Origin of the sequence: Dyadobacter sp. LHD-138, assembly GCF_030929615.1 — a bacterium.
Classification (GTDB): domain Bacteria; phylum Bacteroidota; class Bacteroidia; order Cytophagales; family Spirosomataceae; genus Dyadobacter.
On the sequence record NZ_JAVFVU010000002.1, the window covers coordinates 55,495 to 75,414 of the forward strand.

General features: G+C 42.8%; 18 protein-coding genes. 5 read left to right on the forward strand and 13 right to left on the reverse strand.

Translation table 11 applies throughout. The features are described 5' to 3' along the window. Positions 1-5 precede the first annotated feature (5 nt). The 3 genes from RB622_RS01130 to RB622_RS01140 form a co-directional block, all read right to left on the reverse strand. Positions 6-1,046, reverse strand: a complete 1,041-nt coding sequence (locus RB622_RS01130; protein WP_308044639.1) for a FecR domain-containing protein — start codon at positions 1,044-1,046, stop codon at positions 6-8. A 148-nt stretch (positions 1,047-1,194) separates the two neighbouring features. Further along, positions 1,195-1,899 (reverse strand): sigma-70 family RNA polymerase sigma factor, encoded by a 705-nt coding sequence (locus RB622_RS01135; protein ID WP_308044640.1) that lies wholly within the window; start codon positions 1,897-1,899, stop codon positions 1,195-1,197. Positions 1,900-2,030: 131 nt separating this feature from the next. Continuing rightward, the gene (locus tag RB622_RS01140) at positions 2,031-2,420 is read right to left on the reverse strand and encodes a hypothetical protein (RefSeq protein ID WP_308044641.1); all 390 of its coding nucleotides are present in this window, start codon (positions 2,418-2,420) and stop codon (positions 2,031-2,033) included. Between the two features lie 360 nt (positions 2,421-2,780). On the opposite strand from RB622_RS01140, the gene RB622_RS01145 reads away from it, so the two are divergent. Continuing rightward, positions 2,781-3,494 carry an MBL fold metallo-hydrolase gene (locus RB622_RS01145; protein WP_308044642.1) on the forward strand — a complete coding sequence of 238 codons (714 nt, stop codon included), beginning with the start codon at positions 2,781-2,783 and terminating at the stop codon, positions 3,492-3,494. A gap of 226 nt (positions 3,495-3,720) precedes the next feature. After that, a complete protein-coding gene (gene alaS, locus RB622_RS01150) occupies positions 3,721-6,369 on the forward strand; it encodes an alanine--tRNA ligase (RefSeq protein ID WP_308044643.1) in 2,649 nt (882 codons plus the stop codon). Positions 6,370-6,447: 78 nt separating this feature from the next. Here alaS and RB622_RS01155 read toward each other — a convergent pair whose 3' ends face one another. From RB622_RS01155 to RB622_RS01190, 8 genes are all read right to left on the reverse strand, one after another. Next, the gene (locus RB622_RS01155) at positions 6,448-6,939 is read right to left on the reverse strand and encodes a CHRD domain-containing protein (protein WP_308044645.1); all 492 of its coding nucleotides are present in this window, start codon (positions 6,937-6,939) and stop codon (positions 6,448-6,450) included. A 198-nt stretch (positions 6,940-7,137) separates the two neighbouring features. Next, the gene (locus RB622_RS01160; protein WP_308044646.1) at positions 7,138-8,022 is read right to left on the reverse strand and encodes a lysophospholipid acyltransferase family protein; all 885 of its coding nucleotides are present in this window, start codon (positions 8,020-8,022) and stop codon (positions 7,138-7,140) included. Further along, a complete protein-coding gene (locus RB622_RS01165; protein ID WP_308044647.1) occupies positions 8,023-9,075 on the reverse strand; it encodes a hypothetical protein in 1,053 nt (350 codons plus the stop codon). A 209-nt stretch (positions 9,076-9,284) separates the two neighbouring features. Beyond that, on the reverse strand, positions 9,285-11,114 hold the full coding sequence (locus tag RB622_RS01170) for an STN and carboxypeptidase regulatory-like domain-containing protein (protein ID WP_308044648.1): 1,830 nt from the start codon (positions 11,112-11,114) through the stop codon (positions 9,285-9,287). Positions 11,115-11,129: 15 nt separating this feature from the next. Next, the gene (locus RB622_RS01175) at positions 11,130-12,113 is read right to left on the reverse strand and encodes a FecR domain-containing protein (protein ID WP_308044649.1); all 984 of its coding nucleotides are present in this window, start codon (positions 12,111-12,113) and stop codon (positions 11,130-11,132) included. 12 nt (positions 12,114-12,125) lie between these two features. Next, entirely contained in the window at positions 12,126-12,692 is a 567-nt protein-coding gene (locus tag RB622_RS01180) for an RNA polymerase sigma-70 factor (RefSeq protein ID WP_308044650.1), read from the reverse strand. Positions 12,693-12,891: 199 nt separating this feature from the next. Further along, positions 12,892-13,212, reverse strand: coding sequence for a hypothetical protein (locus RB622_RS01185; RefSeq protein ID WP_308044651.1), 321 nt, complete (start codon positions 13,210-13,212; stop codon positions 12,892-12,894). A 335-nt stretch (positions 13,213-13,547) separates the two neighbouring features. Continuing rightward, the gene (locus RB622_RS01190) at positions 13,548-15,044 is read right to left on the reverse strand and encodes a catalase (RefSeq protein ID WP_308044652.1); all 1,497 of its coding nucleotides are present in this window, start codon (positions 15,042-15,044) and stop codon (positions 13,548-13,550) included. Between the two features lie 193 nt (positions 15,045-15,237). Here RB622_RS01190 and RB622_RS01195 point away from each other — a divergent pair, with 193 nt between their 5' ends. Together RB622_RS01195 and RB622_RS01200 are read left to right on the forward strand one after the other, a co-directional pair. Beyond that, complete coding sequence (locus tag RB622_RS01195; protein WP_308044653.1) at positions 15,238-16,152, forward strand: LysR substrate-binding domain-containing protein; 915 nt, start codon at positions 15,238-15,240, stop codon at positions 16,150-16,152. A gap of 76 nt (positions 16,153-16,228) precedes the next feature. Next, positions 16,229-17,221: a 2-hydroxyacid dehydrogenase gene (locus RB622_RS01200; protein WP_308044654.1), complete on the forward strand. Its 993-nt coding sequence runs from the start codon at positions 16,229-16,231 to the stop codon at positions 17,219-17,221. Positions 17,222-17,530: 309 nt separating this feature from the next. Here RB622_RS01200 and mtgA read toward each other — a convergent pair whose 3' ends face one another. After that, entirely contained in the window at positions 17,531-18,217 is a 687-nt protein-coding gene (mtgA, locus tag RB622_RS01205) for a monofunctional biosynthetic peptidoglycan transglycosylase (protein ID WP_308044655.1), read from the reverse strand. A gap of 135 nt (positions 18,218-18,352) precedes the next feature. Between mtgA and RB622_RS01210 the strand changes: the two genes are divergently transcribed. Continuing rightward, the gene (locus tag RB622_RS01210; RefSeq protein ID WP_308044656.1) at positions 18,353-19,657 is read left to right on the forward strand and encodes a DUF2851 family protein; all 1,305 of its coding nucleotides are present in this window, start codon (positions 18,353-18,355) and stop codon (positions 19,655-19,657) included. On the opposite strand, the gene RB622_RS01215 is transcribed toward RB622_RS01210, so the two are convergent. Next, on the reverse strand, positions 19,654-19,854 hold the full coding sequence (locus RB622_RS01215) for a hypothetical protein (RefSeq protein ID WP_254411293.1): 201 nt from the start codon (positions 19,852-19,854) through the stop codon (positions 19,654-19,656). The two genes, RB622_RS01210 and RB622_RS01215, sit on opposite strands and share 4 nt — an antisense overlap. Positions 19,855-19,920 lie beyond the last annotated feature (66 nt).

Sequence of the window (19,920 nt, forward strand, 5' to 3'; positions counted from 1 at the left end):
TCCATTTACTTAATGATTACAAAATCCTTGTTGATTTCAAATGAAAACTGGTTCGGGTAGCGCACTACATTCAGGATATAGTCCAGCGACTGGTTGTCAAACTTTCCGCTAAACCTCCATTCCCGGTCCGGCTTCACACTTTCGCTGACCTGGATTTTCACGCCATACCAGTTTTCCAGCTTTTTGATCACGCTGTAAAAATCAGTCTTGTCGAAGTAGAGTACGCCGTCTTTCCAGGCAAGCTGTTTGTTACTGTCAAATTCAGACACGGCAAGTCTTTTGGCGGTCTTGTCAAAAGTTGCCATTTCATTTTTGATCAGAAAAACTTCTTGTTTGTCACGAACAGATTCGGATTTCACCTTTACCTTTCCTGCCACCACGGCCACGCGCACATCACCTGTTTCAGGATAGGCCTCGATACCAAAAGTAGTTCCCAGAACCTGGGTGGTAACTTCCCCCGTGTGAATAATAAAGGGTGCATTTTTATCAGGTGCCACTTCAAAATAAGCCTCTCCAACGAGGGAAAGCTCCCTTTTGCCGCCAAGAAACATTTTAGGAAAGGTTAAGGTCGAGCCGGAATTCAGCCGGACCGATGTGCCGTCAATCAGCTTAATCGTAAGACGTTCACCCTTAGGCGCTATTCTGGTGATCAGCTCGTTTTGATCCGGAACAGGCTTTGAAAACCAGAATTGCTTCACCGCAAAAATTGAAACCAGTAACACACAGGCGGCGGCAACACTCCAAAGCCAGTTTATTCTGTCGCTGAACTTCGTTTGTAAATGCTCGGAAGGGTCTTTGATGATAACAGATTTGAGCCTTTTCCAATCATCCTGAACAGCCTCGTCTTCAATACGGTATTTATTAAAATTCAGTGCGTGAAACAGCATTTTGGCCTTTTCAACCTCCCTTGCCATTTCTTCATCTTCGGCAAGCCAGCGCTCCCAGATACGGTCATTATCGGGAGCAGTACCGCTTAACCAGGATCTAAAATCCTGGTCCAAAACGAAATCCTTCGCTTTAAACTGATGGTATCTTTGTCTTTCCAATTGGATAATATTTGTTCTTTATTATACACAAGCCAGAAATGAAGCAAAGTGACCCTCGTTTATTTATTTTTTTTCAGCAAATTTTTATATAAATAAAATAACAGAAACAATACGCTGACTATCAAGAAATTACAACATAAAAATATTTTCAGGATTCTCTGAGCAGATCAATAACAGGTTCAAACGGGAGGCTGAAAAACAATGCGAGAAGCAGCGGAATACGCTTGGCATAGGGTGCCAGGTCTTCATTTAAAGAATCGAGCGCTTTGTAGATAAGTTTGTAAACCGCTCTGGTAGAAATATTCATGACCTCAGCAATATCCGCAAAGGACTGATCGCCATAAAACCTTAAAAAAAGTGCCTCCTTTTGGCGGTTCGGAAGTTTATCGATGGCGGCTTGCAAGACATTAATACTATCAAGGGAAGTCTGATCATGAATCATTTGGGCCTCAATGGACAGGTCCGCATGGAATTCAATATCATTGTCGTCCAGACCAATGAATGTATTTTTAGCCGCATTCATTCGCTTGATGATTAACCGGCGAAGAGAAGCCAGCAAATAATTCCGGATCGAGTCCGACTCCCCCAGATATTCCTTACGCTCCCAAATTTTAATAAAAAGGATTTGAATGCAATCCTTCACTTCTTCCCTGTCGCTATTGAAACGGATTCCATAATTCAGCAGCGGGCGGTAAAATTCCTTGAAAATTTTCTCAAAAGAATCGGTTTCTCCGGCTTTGAGCGATTCCCATAAAGGCTCACTGCCAAACGCCTTTTCCACGTTCAGATCAATTTTAAAATGTCGATCAAGTGCCCGTTTTTCTGTCAGAAGAATTGGATTTTCCGGTTTCATAGGAGATTTTGTACAAATAATCCTTCCCACAGCAGCCCGGAGACAAAGTCACCAGACTACCCATAGGAGACGACAAAATACCAAGAAACCCTTAAGGAAATTTCAATTTTATCCCCGAATTATTAAAATAATTATCTAAAGTAAGACAATAGGAGCAGGCAAAGTATGCCTAGCAGTGCTATCGCGATCACGCCGAAAACGATGTTTCTGGGCTTTAAAATAGAAGAAGTCGGGACTGTATCATGATCGGCTGGTTCGCGTTCTTTTATTATTTCCAGAGAATTCCGGATCCGGTCCCAAATTGAATTAACATCCTGATTGGAAAGCACTTCCGGCCTCCATTCTGATGCTACAAGAACCAGTTCCCGCGCTTTGTTCACCGTATCCCTTTTATAGGGATACTTCGTCATCCAGCTTTCCCAAAAAGAGCGTATTGGAGGATCATTTGGAAATCTAACCCACCTGATAAAAAGACTTTCCATCGCTAACTCTTCGGCTGAATACTCCGAGTAGGGTTTCATCTGTCGCACGTTAAGAGTGTAAGAGAGATATTTCTTATTTGACACAAATCGAAATATTCCCCGCAATTATTTAAGATTATGACTGGTGCCATTTTTGTTTGTTGATTATATAAAAAAAGGAGGTTAACACTCAATTATACTCAAAGATTTTAAAAACTCATTTAAACATTATGCCGATCAGTTTCACGGCTTTCCAGATAAAACCTTTTAGCTTTTTCACGCTAAACGTTTATGATTTCACCTTCTTTCTTTATTGAATAAAAAGAAGATTTCACAACGTTCATTTGCAGAGTCACATAGCCTTAAAAGCAGGTTTGAGCGTATTTACTACTGCGGTATTTACCTTATAAAGAGCAAAGGATGCAGATTTTAAAAAATATTTTTCAAGTTGGCGGTGATTTAAATGGTGTCACCTTCGATCAGCCCGGTGCTTTATGGAATGATGGAAACTCTTATGTCATCAAAACAGAGCAGGGATTGATCATGGTCGACTGCGGATGCGGCAATACGATCGATCAGATTTTTGATAATATGCGTTACTGGCACCTCTCGCCCGACGATATTAAAGTCTGCCTGCTCACCCACGCGCACTACGACCACGCCGGTGGTGGACATATACTCAAAGAAAAGGGTGTAAAATTTATAGCCATCGGCGAAACTGCCGATGCCGTCTCTACGGGCGATGAACGTTGCTGCGGTTATTTGTATCATAAGATCTTCACGCCGTTTACCGTCGACCAAACCATTTCCGACGGCGAAAAAATAAACGTGCTCGGCATCGAATTTACCATTATGCACCTGCCCGGCCACAGCATGGGATGCACAGCCTATTCATTTGTTTGGGAAGGTAAACACATCGTTTTCAGCGGTGATGTGATCGGGACTTTGCTCGGTGGCGATTTCGGATGGAGCGGATCCATCGATTTTAATAAAACCATTTATACCCAGTCACTGGGCAAATTCGCGAAAGTAGACATGGATATCATGTTACCCGGTCACGGTCTGATTTATTTCCATAAGCCCCGAAGACGCGTCGAAGAAGCCTTCAACTCGGCCCTGATGCTCTGGCGTTGACCTTTTTTACCGCCATGAGACGTTTGAGATAACCTTAGGGATTGATTTTTGATTTAAATCCAGCCCTTTATCAACATGACCGGACGTTAACTTCTCCGCTTCTCAACGCCCCTTAGGTTAGGTCATAGGCCCTAGCCGACGAAAATCCTCCATTGTTACCGACCCGAATGCAATTTTCATTAACTTTGCGGAAATTTTTAAGAGACTTAGTACCAACTTATATACAATGACCTCGCATCAGATACGCCAGTCTTTTCTGGATTTTTTCCGCAGCAAAGAGCACCTTATTGTTCCTTCGGCTCCTTTGGTAGCCAAGAATGACCCAACCCTGATGTTCAATAATTCGGGTATGGCACAGTTCAAAGATTTCTTTTTGGGCAATGGCACACCTCCGTCACGTCGTATAGCCGACACACAAAAATGCCTTCGCGTTTCAGGAAAACACAATGATTTAGAGGACGTTGGGTTCGACACCTACCATCATACGATGTTCGAAATGTTGGGAAACTGGTCGTTTGGTGATTATTTCAAAACGGAAGCAATTACCTGGGCGTGGGAATTATTGACCGAAGTGTACAAGCTGCCGAAAGAGCGTTTGTACGTTTCAGTATTTGAAGGAGATGCAAAGGATGGCGTGCCATTTGATCAGGAAGCCTGGGATTTGTGGGCACCGATTGTTGGTGAAGACCGTATTATTCTTGGTAACAAAAAGGACAACTTCTGGGAAATGGGTGATACCGGCCCATGCGGACCCTGTTCTGAAATTCATATTGACTTACGTCCGCAAGCTGACGTAGATGCAGTGCCCGGAAAATCATTGGTAAACAATGATCACCCGCAGGTGGTGGAAATCTGGAACCTGGTATTTATGCAGTTTGAGCGTAAAGCAGACGGTTCATTAATTCCGCTTCCTTCGACACATGTCGATACCGGGATGGGCTTTGAACGCCTTTGTATGGCGGTTCAGGCTAAAATGTCAAACTATGATACCGATGTTTTCCAGAATACGATCAACGTACTGGAAAAATTATCCGGAAAAACATACGGCAGCGATGAACCGTTTTCGGACATCGCAATGCGGGTAATTTCCGACCATATCCGTGCCGTTGCATTTGCTATTACGGATGGCCAGCTTCCTTCGAACGTAAAGGCAGGTTATGTGATCCGTCGTATTTTACGTCGCGCTGTGCGTTACGGTTATTCTTATCTTGGCTTCTCTGAGCCATTTTTCCATAAATTAATACCGGTTCTTTCCGATCAGTTCAAGGATGTTTTCCCGGAACTTACTGCGCAGGAAGAATTCGTTACCCGTGTTATTCTCGAAGAAGAAAAAAGCTTCCTGCGTACGCTTGAATCAGGACTGAAACGCCTGGATATCATCATGACCTCTTTGAAAGAAAAAGAGACGAATGTCATCGCGGGCAGCGAAGTTTTTGAACTGAGCGATACGTTTGGATTCTCTGTGGATTTAACGGCGCTTATCGCCCGTGAAAAAAGTTTCATCATTGACGAAGCTGGTTTCCAGGATGCATTGGCGGAGCAAAAAGCACGTTCACGCCAGGATGCAGCCAAGGAGGCAACGGACTGGATCGAGCTGCGTGAGTCGGATGGCGTTGAATTTTTAGGGTATGATTTTGAAGAAACGCATAGCCATATCGTTAAATACCGGAAGGTAAAAACCAAAACCGGCGAAGAATATCATATTGTGCTGGACCGGACTCCTTTTTACGCGGAAATGGGTGGACAGGTTGGCGATACCGGAACTTTGCGCTGGGCCGTCAATGGTGAACCAAAGGTTGCCTTCATTGTCGATACCAAAAAAGAAAACGATCTGTTCGTTCATATTTCAAGAGACAAAAATCTGGATGATCCCTTGCAAAATGCAGGTATCGTTGTTGCGCACATTGACGAAGAACGCCGTGACAAGATCAAGGCGAATCACTCGGCGACACACTTGATGCTATCCTCCATGCGTGAGGTTCTGGGAACCCACATCGGACAGAAAGGATCTTACCTGAACGACGAGTTATTGCGTTTCGACTTTTCACATTTCTCCAAAGTTACCGATGAGGAATTGAAAAGGATAGAAGACCGCGTTAATGAAAAGATCCGTGAGAATATTCCTTTGAAAGTAATGTCCAACCTGCCGATCCAGGAAGCGATTGCCATGGGTGCAACGGCTACGTTTGGTGAAAAATATGGTGATTTTGTACGCGTAGTTATCTTTGATCCTGAGTTCTCACTCGAACTTTGCGGAGGAACACACATTCCTTCAACCGGTGAAATCGGCGTTTTCAAATTTATTTCCGAGGGATCCGTTTCAGCAGGTGTACGACGTGTGGAAGCGGTTACCGGCGAAAAAGCGCTTGAACTGATGCGTCAGCAGGAAGATACACTGAACCAGCTGAAAGATCTTTTAAAAGGTCCTAAGGATATTATCAAAGCGGTTGAAAGCTTGCTTGAAGAACGCACGCAATTACAAAAGCGCATCGAGGTGCTGGAAAATGAGAAAATTCAGCAATTGAAATTACAGTTACTCGATCAGGTTAAGAGCCACCAGAGTTTTAACCTGATTATCCAAAGAGTTGACGTTCCCTCGGCGGATTCACTTAAACAGCTTTCGTACGAACTTCGTGACCAGGTGGAAAATCTTATCGCCGTTTTCGGGGCGGAAATAGCAGGTAAACCTCAGATATCCGTTTTCATTGCTGAAAATGTGGTTCAGAATGCCGGACTTAATGCCGGAGCTATTGTAAAAGACCTGGCCAAAGAAATACGCGGCGGCGGCGGCGGACAACCTTTCTTTGCAACGGCCGGTGGCTCGGATGCAAGCGGCCTGGAAAAGGCTTTGGAAAAAGCAAAAACACTGTTTTAAGCTTCAATTTCTATTTGACAGCAATACAAAAAAAGTGGAATCCGGCTGCGGATTCCACTTTTTTATTTCATTTCCTTATTATTCTTTCGCAGTCAACTGTCCTCTTATCGCTCCCGCAGGATACTCTTTCGTATGAATATTTACATAATACAAACCAGCTTTCAGATCAGCGATCTGGTCAGCCGTAAGCGTATCTGTAAAAGCAAAAGGCGTTGCAAATGTAGTTCCAAAATCAATTACCACTGCTCCCGTTGTATCAGCCGCTCCTTTATGGATATGCCACGCAGTTGGTAAAAAAGCAACAGTCGAATCTCCGGCAGTTGAATCAGCCTTTGCAGTGTCACTATATGTAATATTTAGCTTAAGAATGTTCGTTTCCTGATCCAGCGTCCCGTCAACAGCACCTGTTGCCGTTAAATTATTGGCAGGTCTCTCATTCGCACCCGACAATGTTGTCGTCACTTTCAAAGTTGGTAAAACTTCCGTTGGCGGAGTCACATCGTCATCATCATTACTACAACCCCATGCAAAAAACAATAAGGAAACACCAATAAATGCTAATTTTTTCATACTCGCTGATTTTAGTGAAAATTCATTTTAACGAAAGCCACCCTAACAAAACAGTGCCTGATTCGTCAAAACCAACCCTAACCTATGTCAAACGGCAATAACTCCAGTAATTTAAATTATAACTATTGTGGAAATCATACCACTTTTTGAAGAACTTAGCCCCATATTGATACATTGGCACACGACCCATGAATCCTTTTACACTTCATGGTTTTTCCATCGGTCATGAGACCATAGGTACAGCTCTGGTTTTCTTAGAATTGTTTTTTCAAGTTCGTTATAATACCTGTTCAAAATTCCTTCCGGCCTTTCATGGCTGCCATCTTCCGACAAGAGTTTTAAACGATATTTGTAACAATGTCTTTCCGCTTTTTCAACATCCAGATATACAACAGCACATTTCAACTTTTGCGCAATTTTCTCACAACCGGCCTGCACATACGTTTTAAGTCCCAGGAAACAAACATCATATTTATAGGGCTGAACAGGACGTTGATCCGCAATCATAATGTACACCGCCGGTCTGGTACTTTTGCGTTTTAAAACCGCCCGATACCAATCCGACTTCTCAATCAGATTAATGCCAAACCGGGAGCGAAGCCGTTTCATATGATTGTCAATAAACGGATTTGACATCGGAGAATACACCGCAATAACTTCATAATCGGTAATAAGCGGCAGTGTCAGCAGATATTCCCAGTTACCATAATGCGATGTCATTAAAAGAACATCCTTGCCGGAATTCAGGATGTTGTTAAGCAGATGGCCATTTTCATAATGGGCAAATGATCTTATGTCGCTCTTTCGCATACCGCTGATCATAAAGGGTTCCACGATCAAATCCGCTAGATGACGGTAATAGGATCGCCTCAGATCAACTTGCTCCTTTTGAGAAATCCATGGAAAAGAATTTCTCAAATTTTTCTTAATCACTTTTGACCTGTATCTGAAAACACGCGATAACAGAACAAATAAAACATCCGATATCAGCTCGTAGAAGGCAACCAGCAGCATTTTCCGGATATTCACCTTCCTAAAAATACCCTGCTTTATAGGAATCCTCAAAGATTGCTCCTTCACCATTTACAGTATGAAGTGTACACCTGCATTGAAACCCAGATACAATCCCTGGAAATCTTCCCCCTTGACCTTTTTCCAAAGATAGTGATCCATCAGCCCATCCCCCTTTCCTTTGGCGTAATTGACGTAATTCAAACTTGGCCCTCCGAATATTTCAAGCTGTGGGGTAAGTTTAAACGCTGGCTGTATACGCAGGCTGTTTTTGAAATAATCCCCACGCTTAAAATCCGATAAAGTAAGATTGGTAATTTCCGTATTGATCCTGAATTTTCCAGAAACCGGAATGTGCGCGCCCAAACCAGCCTCCAGTCCGTACAACGATTTGTTATCGCTTTTCAAATTATAACCAATCCCTAAAATCCCGTACAAAACACGTCCACCTGAGCGAAACGACGCCAACAACGTTGAAGTTTCGTCAATGGTAAGACTGATCGATTTCTCCCCGTTTTTCACGAAATTCAAAAATCCGATTGGGTAATCGCTGCTGTCGGCAACATTGATCAATCCGGCCAGCTGAATTCCTTTTACATTTTTAGCAATATTCATGAAACCTGCGATCTGGGAATTTACGTTTCCAGCCTTGTTCAAAAAACCGGAAACCTGAATTCCATTCGCTGACTTATGCGTGATATTGCTGAATCCCGCAATCTGAGCTGCCCCCGATGTTTCGCTCACGTTTAAAAATCCTGCAATTTGCACACCCTGCGCATCATGACGAATCACATTGGTGACTCCTGCCACCTGCACGCCTTGCGCAGAATTCAAAATCACGTTGGTTACCCCGCTCACCTGGACTCCTTTTGCCGAATCTTTTATCAATAAAGAAACACCCGAGATCGCTACCCCGGTTTCCGCTTTTGACAGACCGGCGATTGCGTGCAGCGAAAAAGCGTTGGTATATAAACCGGCATTTTTCCCATTGGTACTCACTGGGTAAATCAACCCCACATGGGCAACACTCGTATGGTTATCCTGGGCAAAAGCGCTGATGGAAAAACAAAGCAGGAAAAAGCAAATAATGAAAGTCCTGTTGATGATATCTGAATACTTGTTCATTGTGTCTAAATTTAAAATGGAAGTTTAAACACACACAGCGGGGAAATCCAAAATTGCAGGCCTTCAATCTATTCCCTTTGCCGTATGTACAGCATTGACAACCGGAATGGGAATTACCCTTTTTTCAGACTTTAAATAATTGAAAAAAAAATTAGAAAGGAATAAAAGCATCGCCAAAAAAACAATATAATTACTTGATAACAAATCAATTACCTATAAACAGATTTATAATTCCAGCTCAATCCAAACTGCCAGCCAATCCAGGCGTTCGTCGTGTTATTTAGCTTAAAACGGGAGAATCCTTTGTCTGAAAACGACTGATACCCTTTCTTAAATTCTTTATATTCGGAATAATACGCGGAGAAAGACGGACCAGCAAAAACAGACAAACGGTTAGTCAGCCTGACATTCAGCGCCGTCTGAAGGCGGTTTAAAACGGGAAGATTTTCCCAATGCCCCAGATAAAAATTCTGACTGAGAAGCTCTGCGCTTAGCGACAGCGTTTTGTTTAAAGTAACATCTTTTCCCAAACCAAAACCGAAAGTATAGGCCTTGTTATTCGGATTTAACGCCGTACCGATCGTGAAAATACTGTACAGCTTATGGTTTCCCGATTTCCAGGCAAGGTTAACCGGCAGTACTTCATTCGCATACAAAGTAATTACGCCTTTCCCTTTTTTAACAATATTGATCAGCCCGATGCTGTAACCCGAGGAACTGTCGGCGATATTGATAACACCGAACTGCACGCCATGAAGGTTTTTGGCATAATTGAAAAGTCCCGCCACCTGTACACCTTTTACATCTTTCCGGCTAATATTACCAACGCCAGCCACCTGGACGCCATCAACTACGTCGCGGCCAAAATTCATGGCACCGGAAACCTGGAAGCCATCCATCGATGCCCCAGCTGTATTGAAAACACCACCCACCTGACCGCCACGAATCGTACTTTTGGCAATGTTTCCAAGACCAGAAACCTGAACGCCATGCATATCGCCGGAAACTCTGCCCAAAACACCGGAAACCTGAACACCAGAAAGACTTTTATTGATCTGATTACCAAAACCCGATACCTGAACACCTTTGAGCGAATCAAGCACCTGGTTATAAAAACCGGCCATCTGCACGCCATGGACATGCCCGGACACGACATTGAACAATCCCGCCACCTGAACATAGCGCATATCTTTTTTTGAAATATTAAAGACGCCCGCAATTTCGGCGCCATTGACACCGGCCGTATAGCCCCCGATGACATTCAGTGAGAATTTGTTACTGACCTGAGAGCTCATTTTACCGTGTGTACTCAGTCCCGGTGTAAACGAAGCCTGATAAGGAAGAGAAACGAAAAACCTGCTGATATTCCGGCTTTGCAAACGTAATTTTGACGAAACGAAAAGCCTCCCAAGCCAGGTCCCGCTGCCTTCGGAATAACGGACAAAAACCGGATCGAGGTCAATGGATTTGGGATAAAGCAACAAATTCAGATCCGTTTCCTGATCTGAATTGATAACAACGGAAGTATCCGCATAGCCAATTTTACTGACTGTCAGCGTCAATGGAAAACTCCGGTCTCGCAACCGGAGTTTGAAAAAACCTTGCTCATCTGTCAGCGTTGAAGCGAGTTGCTGTTTGGAATAAACACTGGCATAATCCACTTCTTTACCCGTCTCATGGTCAAGGATATGGCCGGTTAAGTGAAAATATTTTTCCTTGGGTGGTCTTTGAATAATAATATAATCGCCGGTCTCTTTGTATTGATAAACCCCGGTAAGCAGCACATCCAAAACCTGTTTTACCGATTTGAATTGTACAGACAAGGTTACCAGACTATCACCCGGAATAAGATTGCTGTTATAGGAAAAATAAAATTTCCCTTGTTCGCTTACAGCCTTTAAAACCTCAGACACCGGCTTCTGATTTACCCGAATGGAAACTGTTCTGTCGAGTAATTTTTGGGCATAACAAGCGGACGATAGCATAAAAATCAACGCTACTGATGCAATGGCTCCTAAGAGAGTAAAAGTCCGATTCATGCCGAAAGATACAGCCTATTTTAAAATTATCTGCCCATCATCCCGCACAATGGCTATGTTAAAGGTTACACGAATGATATTCAGAATCTCATCCAGTGACTTGTCATCAAACGTGGTGTTGATGGGCAGATTCATTTTTTCATGGCTCACCGTAATATTGGCGTGATATGCTTCATTTAAAACCTGTACGAGTTCCCACAGCGGAGTATCCTCGCATACCAGTTTTTTCGTCCTGTAATAATCATAGAAACGGTCGTCATTTTTTTGCTTGACCAGATCAATATTTCCTTTGGATACCGTCACCCGTTCTTCCGGACGGATTCTTACCTTTTGTTCTTTTTTTGTAACCTCAACCAACCCGGTTTCCACAATCACTTCCGTTTTCTCTGTAGTATTTTTAACATTAAATGACGTTCCAACCACCTTCACGGTAACATCATCGGAGTGAATCAGAAATGGTTTTGACTTATCGGGTGTGACCTGGAAAAATGCTTCTCCCGTCAAAACAACCTGCCGGGTATCACCGTCCGTAAAATGCTCCGCGTATGTGATTGACGAATTTTTATTCAGGGTTATCACAGATCCGTCGGGCAATGTCTCCACGCGTGTCTTATTCCCCGAATGCACGGCAACCTCCTGCGACTTATCATTTTTAACCGATAACAGGTAAGCAAACCATCCGGCTCCCGCGACAATCGCAATTGCGGCTGCAATACGCATAATCCTGAAAAACGGGCTTGAAAACATGGGAACAACCGGGCTCTGAATTTCCTCGACACGGTCCTTAAACCGGAGCCAGGCCATATCTTCATCCACTTCACTATGCGCTGCCAGTTGTTTGCTTCGACTCCATATCAGTTTAAAATTATCAAAATATTTCCGATGGACCGTTTTCTCCGCAACCCATTGCTCCACTGCTTCCCGTTCCTGCATGGTCGCTTCACCCAGCAAATATTTCACCAGCAGATCATCCATATTATCGTTCATTTCTTTTCGCATGATCTTGTTTTGTTAATTCATCAGTAATACTATCAAAGCGGCCGGTAAAAAATCTACCAGTTTCAATCGGAGTAATTTCAGGGCTTTCCCCATTTGATTTTCTACGGTTTTTACAGGAATGTCAAGTTTATCGGCAATTTCCTGGTATTTCAATTCTTCAAAACGGCTCATCTGAAATATGGTCCGGCACTTTTCGGGCAGTTCTTTCAAAGCAAGATCCAACCGGTCTTCCAGTTCAGAAAGTTCAATTTCATAGGCCGCGTTATTGCTGTCAGCCATTTGATTGATCACATAAGTCTGGTAAGCATCCCTTACTTTCAAATGTTTGAGATAATTCAAACTTTCATGATAGACAGATCGATACAGATAGGCCCCTACGGATTCCCTGATCTGAATCTGCTCTCTCTTTTCCCATAAACGACAAAAGACATTTTGCACCATTTCTTCGGCCATCACATCATCGTGCACGATGGTGTATGCATACGCATGAAGGTTTTTGAAATTAGCCTTGAAGACTTTCTCAAATTCCACCTCCGTATCCCTGTCTAATAAGCGTATATCTTCCCCGGTTATATTCATTGCAATGAAATAATTACGAACCAAAAATGCCTGACTTTGATTGTTCACTGAAATGACAACCAGCCAGGCACTTACCCTAAATTTTCCAGAGAAAATGAATATTTATTTTCGCTCCCGGTTATGACACCCCCTGAAAAGCAAAAAGAGCGGCAAATATTTTGCCACCCTTTTGCTCCAAATACGTTTGAAGAACGTTAGATCAAGGCTTTTTCTCAGCCTTTACTGCTTCTTTCGCCTTATTGTCTTTGAATCTTTTATCGGGTGTCCCGTCTTTTTTCAGATTTTTATTTTCAGCATAACGCTTGTCTGGCGTACCGTCTTTTTTCAATTTGGCACCTGAGGCCTCGGCTGTTTTTGCATCCGCTTTTACTTCTTCCTTCGTAGCTTTTACTTCCTTGTCCGCTTTCTTTTTTGTAGCTGTTGCTTTGGCAGCAGGAGTCGCCGGCTGTGCAGTCTGAGCGAAGGCCGTTCCGGAAATTACCAGTAGCAACACCATCATAATCGCCTTTAAATTTTTCATTTTAAGTTTGTTTAAGTGAGCAACTTTGTAAAATTGTTTGACTAAGACACGAATTTGCACAAAAAACCATTGTCAATTAAATTCATTTCAGAATCTCTTCAGCACGACATTGCCGGATTAAAACAAAATTAACCTTACAAAATCGCGAAAAGGCCTTTTTCCGGCGATTTAATCCATTTATCAAGATAAAACATACCGGTAAAGACCTTTTCACACCTTTGAAAAAACATCACTTTACTTATAAATTTTAATGATTTTTTAACGAAAAAAAATACAGAGCGGCGTGTGAAATTTCACACGCCGCTCTGTATCGTAATACATTGGTTTATTCAATTTTATCCCTTGTGCGCAAACATACTTTCGTCAATCTGAATGCCCAAACCCTGCGCGATTCTTGACCCCAGTTCCGGATCAGCACGGAAGAAATGACAAAGCTGACGGTTAAGAATTAATTCGCGTTTCGGACCAGATACACCTTTCAGTGATCCCAGGAAGTTATTAACCTGCGTTGTCCTTTCCTCATCATTAAATACTTTGCGGAAAAGATCCCCCGCTTGCGTATAATGATCGTTATCACCTTCTCCGTTACGATCGAACCAGTCTGCAACCAGTGAATCCATGTTTTGCGCAGGTTCTTTGTAACTTTGATCTACTTCAATATCGTCAAAGCTATTCGGGAAATAATTCGGAGCTCCCCCCCCATTTCCATCCAAACGCATACTGCCGTCGCGCTGATAGTTATTGGTTGCATAAGGACAGCGGTTTACCGGCAATTGCTCATAGTTGGCACCTAGCCTGTAACGATGTGCGTCCGGATAAGAAAGCAAACGCCCCTGCAGCATTTTGTCCGGCGAGTAGCCAATACCGTCCACCACGTGAGCCGGTGCAAAAGCAGCCTGTTCTACATCAGCAAAGAAATTATCAGGTATTTTATTCAATTCCAGTACACCCACATCGATCAATGGAAACTCCCCTTGCGGCCAGATCTTCGTTAAATCGAATGGATTCCAGCGGAAAGTTTGTGTTTGTTCTTCTGTCATGATCTGGATTTTCACATCCCATTTTGGGAAATCACCGTTATCAATCGAGTCTACCAAATCGCGTTGCGCCCAGTCGGCATCCATTCCTTTCATTCTTCCGGCTTCGGAATCCGTAAAGTTTTTGATCTTTTGCTGTGTTTTGAAATGGAATTTGACAAAAACACGCTCATTATCCGCATTCACCAGCGAGAATGTATGGCTCCCAAAACCATGCATGTGGCGATAGCTGTACGGCGTTCCGCGGTCGCTGAAAAGAATCATGATCTGATGCAGACTTTCAGGGTTCAATGACCAGAAATCCCACATCATGGTCGCACTTTTGCAGTTTGTGCGCGGGTCGCGCTTTTGGGTATGGATAAAATCGCCGAATTTCTTAGGGTCCTTGATAAAAAATACCGGTGTGTTATTTCCAACCAAATCCCAGTTCCCGTCTTCGGTATAAAATTTCAGCGCAAAACCCCTCGGGTCGCGCTCCGTATCTGCCGATCCTTTTTCTCCTCCCACCGTTGAAAAACGCAGAAAAGTCTTCGTTTTTTTCCCTATTTCGTTAAATAGCTTGGCTTTGGTATATTTTGTAATGTCATGGGTAACCGTGAAAGTACCATAGGCACCGGAACCTTTTGCATGCACTACGCGCTCAGGTATACGCTCACGGTTGAAATGCGCCATTTTTTCATGCAAAATAAAATCCTGCAAAAGGATTGGACCACGCGGACCAACGGTCTGGCTGTTTTCATTTTCCGTGTACGGTTTGCCCGAAGCGGTTGTCAATTTTTTCTTTTCGTCTGCCATAGTAATTAAACTTAAACTGTTTTAGTAACCTTTAAGAAGAAGTATGTTACAAATAAAATACATTTAAATAAATCAATCAAACTGATAATATCTATCTTTGCATAGATCAAATTTATACCCTTAGACGACGTCTTATTAAGAGCAAGTTAATAAAATTAAACTGTTCGGATAAATAATTATACAATACCTTTTTATGAACATTCAACAATTAGAATATATAGTCGCCGTTGATAACCATCGTCATTTTGTCCAGGCTTCTGAACATTGCCATGTCACGCAGCCCACGTTGTCGATGATGATCCGGAAACTGGAAGATGAGTTGAGTGTAAAAATTTTCGATCGTACCAAACAACCCATCGTTCCAACAGCGATCGGACGCTTGATCATTGATCAGGCAAAAACGATTCTTTTTGAAGCAAGGCGGATAACCGAAATCGCCAAACATTTCAATGGTGACCTTTCCGGAGAACTTCGTATTGGTATTATTCCAACAATTGCCCCATATTTACTGCCTCACCTGGTTCAGCCATTCATTGAAAATTATCCCAACATCCGTCTTCATGTTTCGGAAATGATCACGGAACGTATTATTACAGAGCTTAAACTCGGGAATCTGGACGTTGGTATTGTTGCTTCCCTTTCGGGAGATAGCGGCTTGCAGGAGATTTCCTTGTACAAAGAGCTTTTTTATGCTTATGTTTCTGAAAATACGGATTTATACAACAAAAAATACATACTTCCCGGCGACATCGAACCAAACGAATTGTGGCTTTTGGAAGAAGGACATTGTTTTCGCACACAAATCCAGCGGTTATGCGAGCTAAGCCGCAGCAGCCAGTTTGGCAACAGCTTTCATTATCGTTCAGGAAGCATTGAAACCCTGATACGTATGGTTGAAAAAAACGGAGGAATAACCATCCTGCCCGAACTTGCAGTACTCGAATTATCAGAAGAACGAAAAAAACATATCCGCCACTTTCAATTTCCAGAACCAGCCCGGGAAGTTTGCCTTGTTGTAAACCGTGAACAGGTAAAAACGCGCTTGATCGATGCGCTGAAAACGGGAATAATGGACTATGTTCCCAAGGAAATTTATGAAAAAAAGTAGAAATGAGGATTTTCTAGTGCAGTATTTGCTACCTTAATTCCTGAACGCCTCTTACAATATTCAATAACGCAATCTCATGAAAGTAGCTTTTTTTAGCGCCAAGTCGTACGACAAAGCGTATTTCAATCAATTCAATAACGATAATCGTCATGATTTAACATTCTTTGAAGTCCCACTGAATGAACAAACGGCTAGCCTGACGGCCGGATTTGAGGCGGTTTGTGTATTTGTTAATGATGTAATAAATCAAAAAACGATTGAAGAAATCAGCGCCAACGGAATCAAAGTGATTGCCCTACGCTGTGCAGGATTTAACAATGTTGACCTCAAAGCTGCAAAAAGCAGGAATATCAAAGTCGTAAGGGTTCCGGCTTATTCTCCCGAATCGGTAGCTGAACATGCTGTGGCCTTGATCCTTACTTTAAACAGAAAAACACATAAAGCATACAACCGGGTTAGAGAAGGCAATTACTCGATTGAGAATCTGACTGGTTTTAACCTGTTCGGAAAAACAGTTGGGGTCATTGGGACGGGCCTGATAGGCGTCTCTTTTTGTAAAATCATGCTGGGTTTCGGCTGCAAAGTCCTTGCCTATGATATCCGGGAATCGGAGGAGCTGGTCGCAATGGGTGTTCAATACAAAGCACTGGACGAAGTTTTCACGAATAGCGATATCATTTCGCTGCACTGTCCGCTCAATCCACAGACTGCTTATATGATCAACCAGATTTCCATTGCAAAAATGAAAGACGGGGTCATGCTCATTAATACAAGTCGTGGCGCGCTGATGAATACACGGGACGCTATTGACGGTCTTAAAACTGGAAAAATAGGTTTTCTTGGGATTGATGTTTACGAACAGGAAGCCGATCTTTTCTTCCAGGACTTGTCTGAGATTGTCATTCAGGATGATGTTATTGCCCGGTTGATATCCTTTCCCAATGTACTGATCACAGGTCATCTTGGCTTTTTCACGAAAGAAGCGCTGGAAGAAATCGCCACGATCACGCTCGGAAATCTATCGGATTTTGAGAGTGGCAAAGGGCTGGTGAACGAGGTAAAAGGTTGATTGTGTAAACAGTATACCTCTACAAGGTGGAATTTCAACCTGCTGGCTCCGTAGAGCCGCCTGTTTATAGAAAATATCCTTTTCGAAGATTTTCTCGACTCCATCGGAGTCGCCTCAACATTTACAGGAAACACCTACGGAGTTAAAATATTTAAACGGCTCTTTTTTGCTATAAACAGGGTACCTCTACGAGGTCGAATTTTCAATCTTCTGGCTCCGTAGAGCCGCCTGTTTATAGAAAATATCCCTTTTCGACTCCATCGGAGTCGCCTAACTGAAGACATACCAAACAAAGAATCGCATTAACCACTACAAATCGGCAATATAATCCCGTCCACCAAGATATTTCATCTGCCTTACAATTTGATTGGTCCTTTTATTGACGTAGGCCGAAGGATTTTTGATAGAAAACCGGACCGGATTTGGCAAGACTGCCGCGATTCGGGCTGCCTCATATCTCGTGAGGTCCTTGGAAGATTTTTTGTAAAAACGCTGAGAAGCTGCCTCTACGCCAAATGTCATTTTTCCCATTTCAGCAACATTCAGATAAACTTCCAGGATACGCCGTTTGTCCCAGATTAATTCAATCAAAACGGTAAAATAAACTTCAAGCCCTTTCCGGATATAACTTCTTCCATGCCACAAAAACACGTTTTTGGCCACTTGCTGCGATATGGTACTGGCACCCCTGGCTCGTTTACGCTTTTCCGTCATTGCATCATAGATCTCGTCAAAATCAAATCCCCAATGGTTTGGGAAATTCTGGTCCTCAGAGGCCACGACCGCCAAAGCTACTTCTTTTGAAATGTTATCGTAAGATTCCCAGTCTTTATGAATTTCCGTATCCTCATCCGCTCTGAAAGCATCTATTTTTCGTGAGATCATAAAAGGTGTCACCCAGACAGGCACAAATTTCAGCACCACAACCCAAACGATGGAGATAACCAAAAAGTAAATGGAAATTTTAAACGCAAATAATAGCAAACGGCGGAGCATATAATAATTATTTCCTCAGGGTAAGAAACCAAACCAATAAAAACACGTACAAAGTACAGAAACAATTCAGGTTAAGACAAAGAAAAAACCCTACAGAATTGGATATTTTTTTAACACATACTATCTGAAATTACCATGAATGAAGATCTGCTCAGTTTTATATGGCAATTCCAATATTTTGATGCCTCAGATTTACATACCGAAGCAGGTGAAAATATTGATATTTTACGGACGGGACATCGTAATACCAACGCAGGTCCGGATTTTTCTGGCGCCCGTATTCGTATCGATGGCGTGGAATGGGTCGGTTCGGTTGAAATTCACACCATTTCTTCGGACTGGCTTTCACACCAGCACAATAACGACGCTGCCTATGAAAGTGTTATTCTGCATGTCGTCTGGGAAAACGATAAACCTATCCACCGCCCGGACGGTACTATCCTGCCGGTTTTGTCCCTCAAAGGCCTTGTCAGATTATCCATCCTGGAACGATATGCCAATTTGATACATGCCGAAGAGCGATACAATGCCGATGCAATTCCTTGTGCAGAACAGTTTCCAAGCGTCGGTGCACTGCAAAAATTTTCAATGCTTGATAAGGTGCTGCTGGAAAGGCTCGACGAAAAGGCTTCCAAAGTACTTCAATTATTCCAAGCCAATCAACAGGATTGGGAAGAAACAACCTATCAATGGCTCGGACAGCATTTTGGTTTCAAGCTTAACGACCCTGCATTTTTAAGGCTGACGCAGATTATTCCCCTGAAAGTTTTGCAAAAACATCGCGGTCAAATCATACAGCTTGAAGCGTTACTCTTCGGGACCGCCGGACTCATTCCTGATTTATCCGACGATGTGGATGAAGTTTACGCAACGGATCTACGAAGAGAATACAACTTCATGGCGAATAAATACGGCCTTACTGATTTACAAATGAATGCACATGAATTTAAATTTCTTCGTCTAAGACCATCTGGTTTTCCCACCATCCGGCTCTCCCAATTTGCCAGTTTGCTCAACCGCAACAGCGCTTTATTTTCAACATTAACGACTGCAAAAAAAGTAAAAGATCTTCACTGCCTATTTGAATCAAAGCAATCAGACTATTGGATTCATCATTTCCAATTTGGGAAACCGTCCAAAAACACCGTCCCAGTGATGGGCAAAGATGCCATTAATTTATTGATCATCAATGCAGCAGTCCCCATTTTAGTAGCATATTCGAGGCATCGTCAAAAACCGGATTTACTGGATAAAGCATTGAGCTGGTTGTCCGAAATACCGGCAGAAAACAACCACATCACCAGAACATGGGAGACGCTGGGGATGAAAGTTAAAACTGCTGCGGATTCCCAGGCCCTTATCGGCTGGTACAATCATTATTGTTCGGCAAAAAAGTGTCTGGATTGTGTGGTTGGCGCTGCGCTTGTGCGTCCGTTTTAGATTCTGCTGATCAGATTCACACCCGTCAGCAAAAAAACAGAACCTACTAAAAATGGAACGACAGATTCCCATTTGGACACTGTAAGCCCCAAAACCGGTTTTTCAGAAAGAAATGCTACACATGCGAACAACAAAACCGCAATGCCAAGAAGGGTAAGGAGTGCGCCAAAAAAACGTTTAAACTGTGTACTTTCCATCTTGAATAATTATGAAGGGATTTATTCGGTTTATTTAGGTGTGCAAAAATAGAAAATACGTGAATT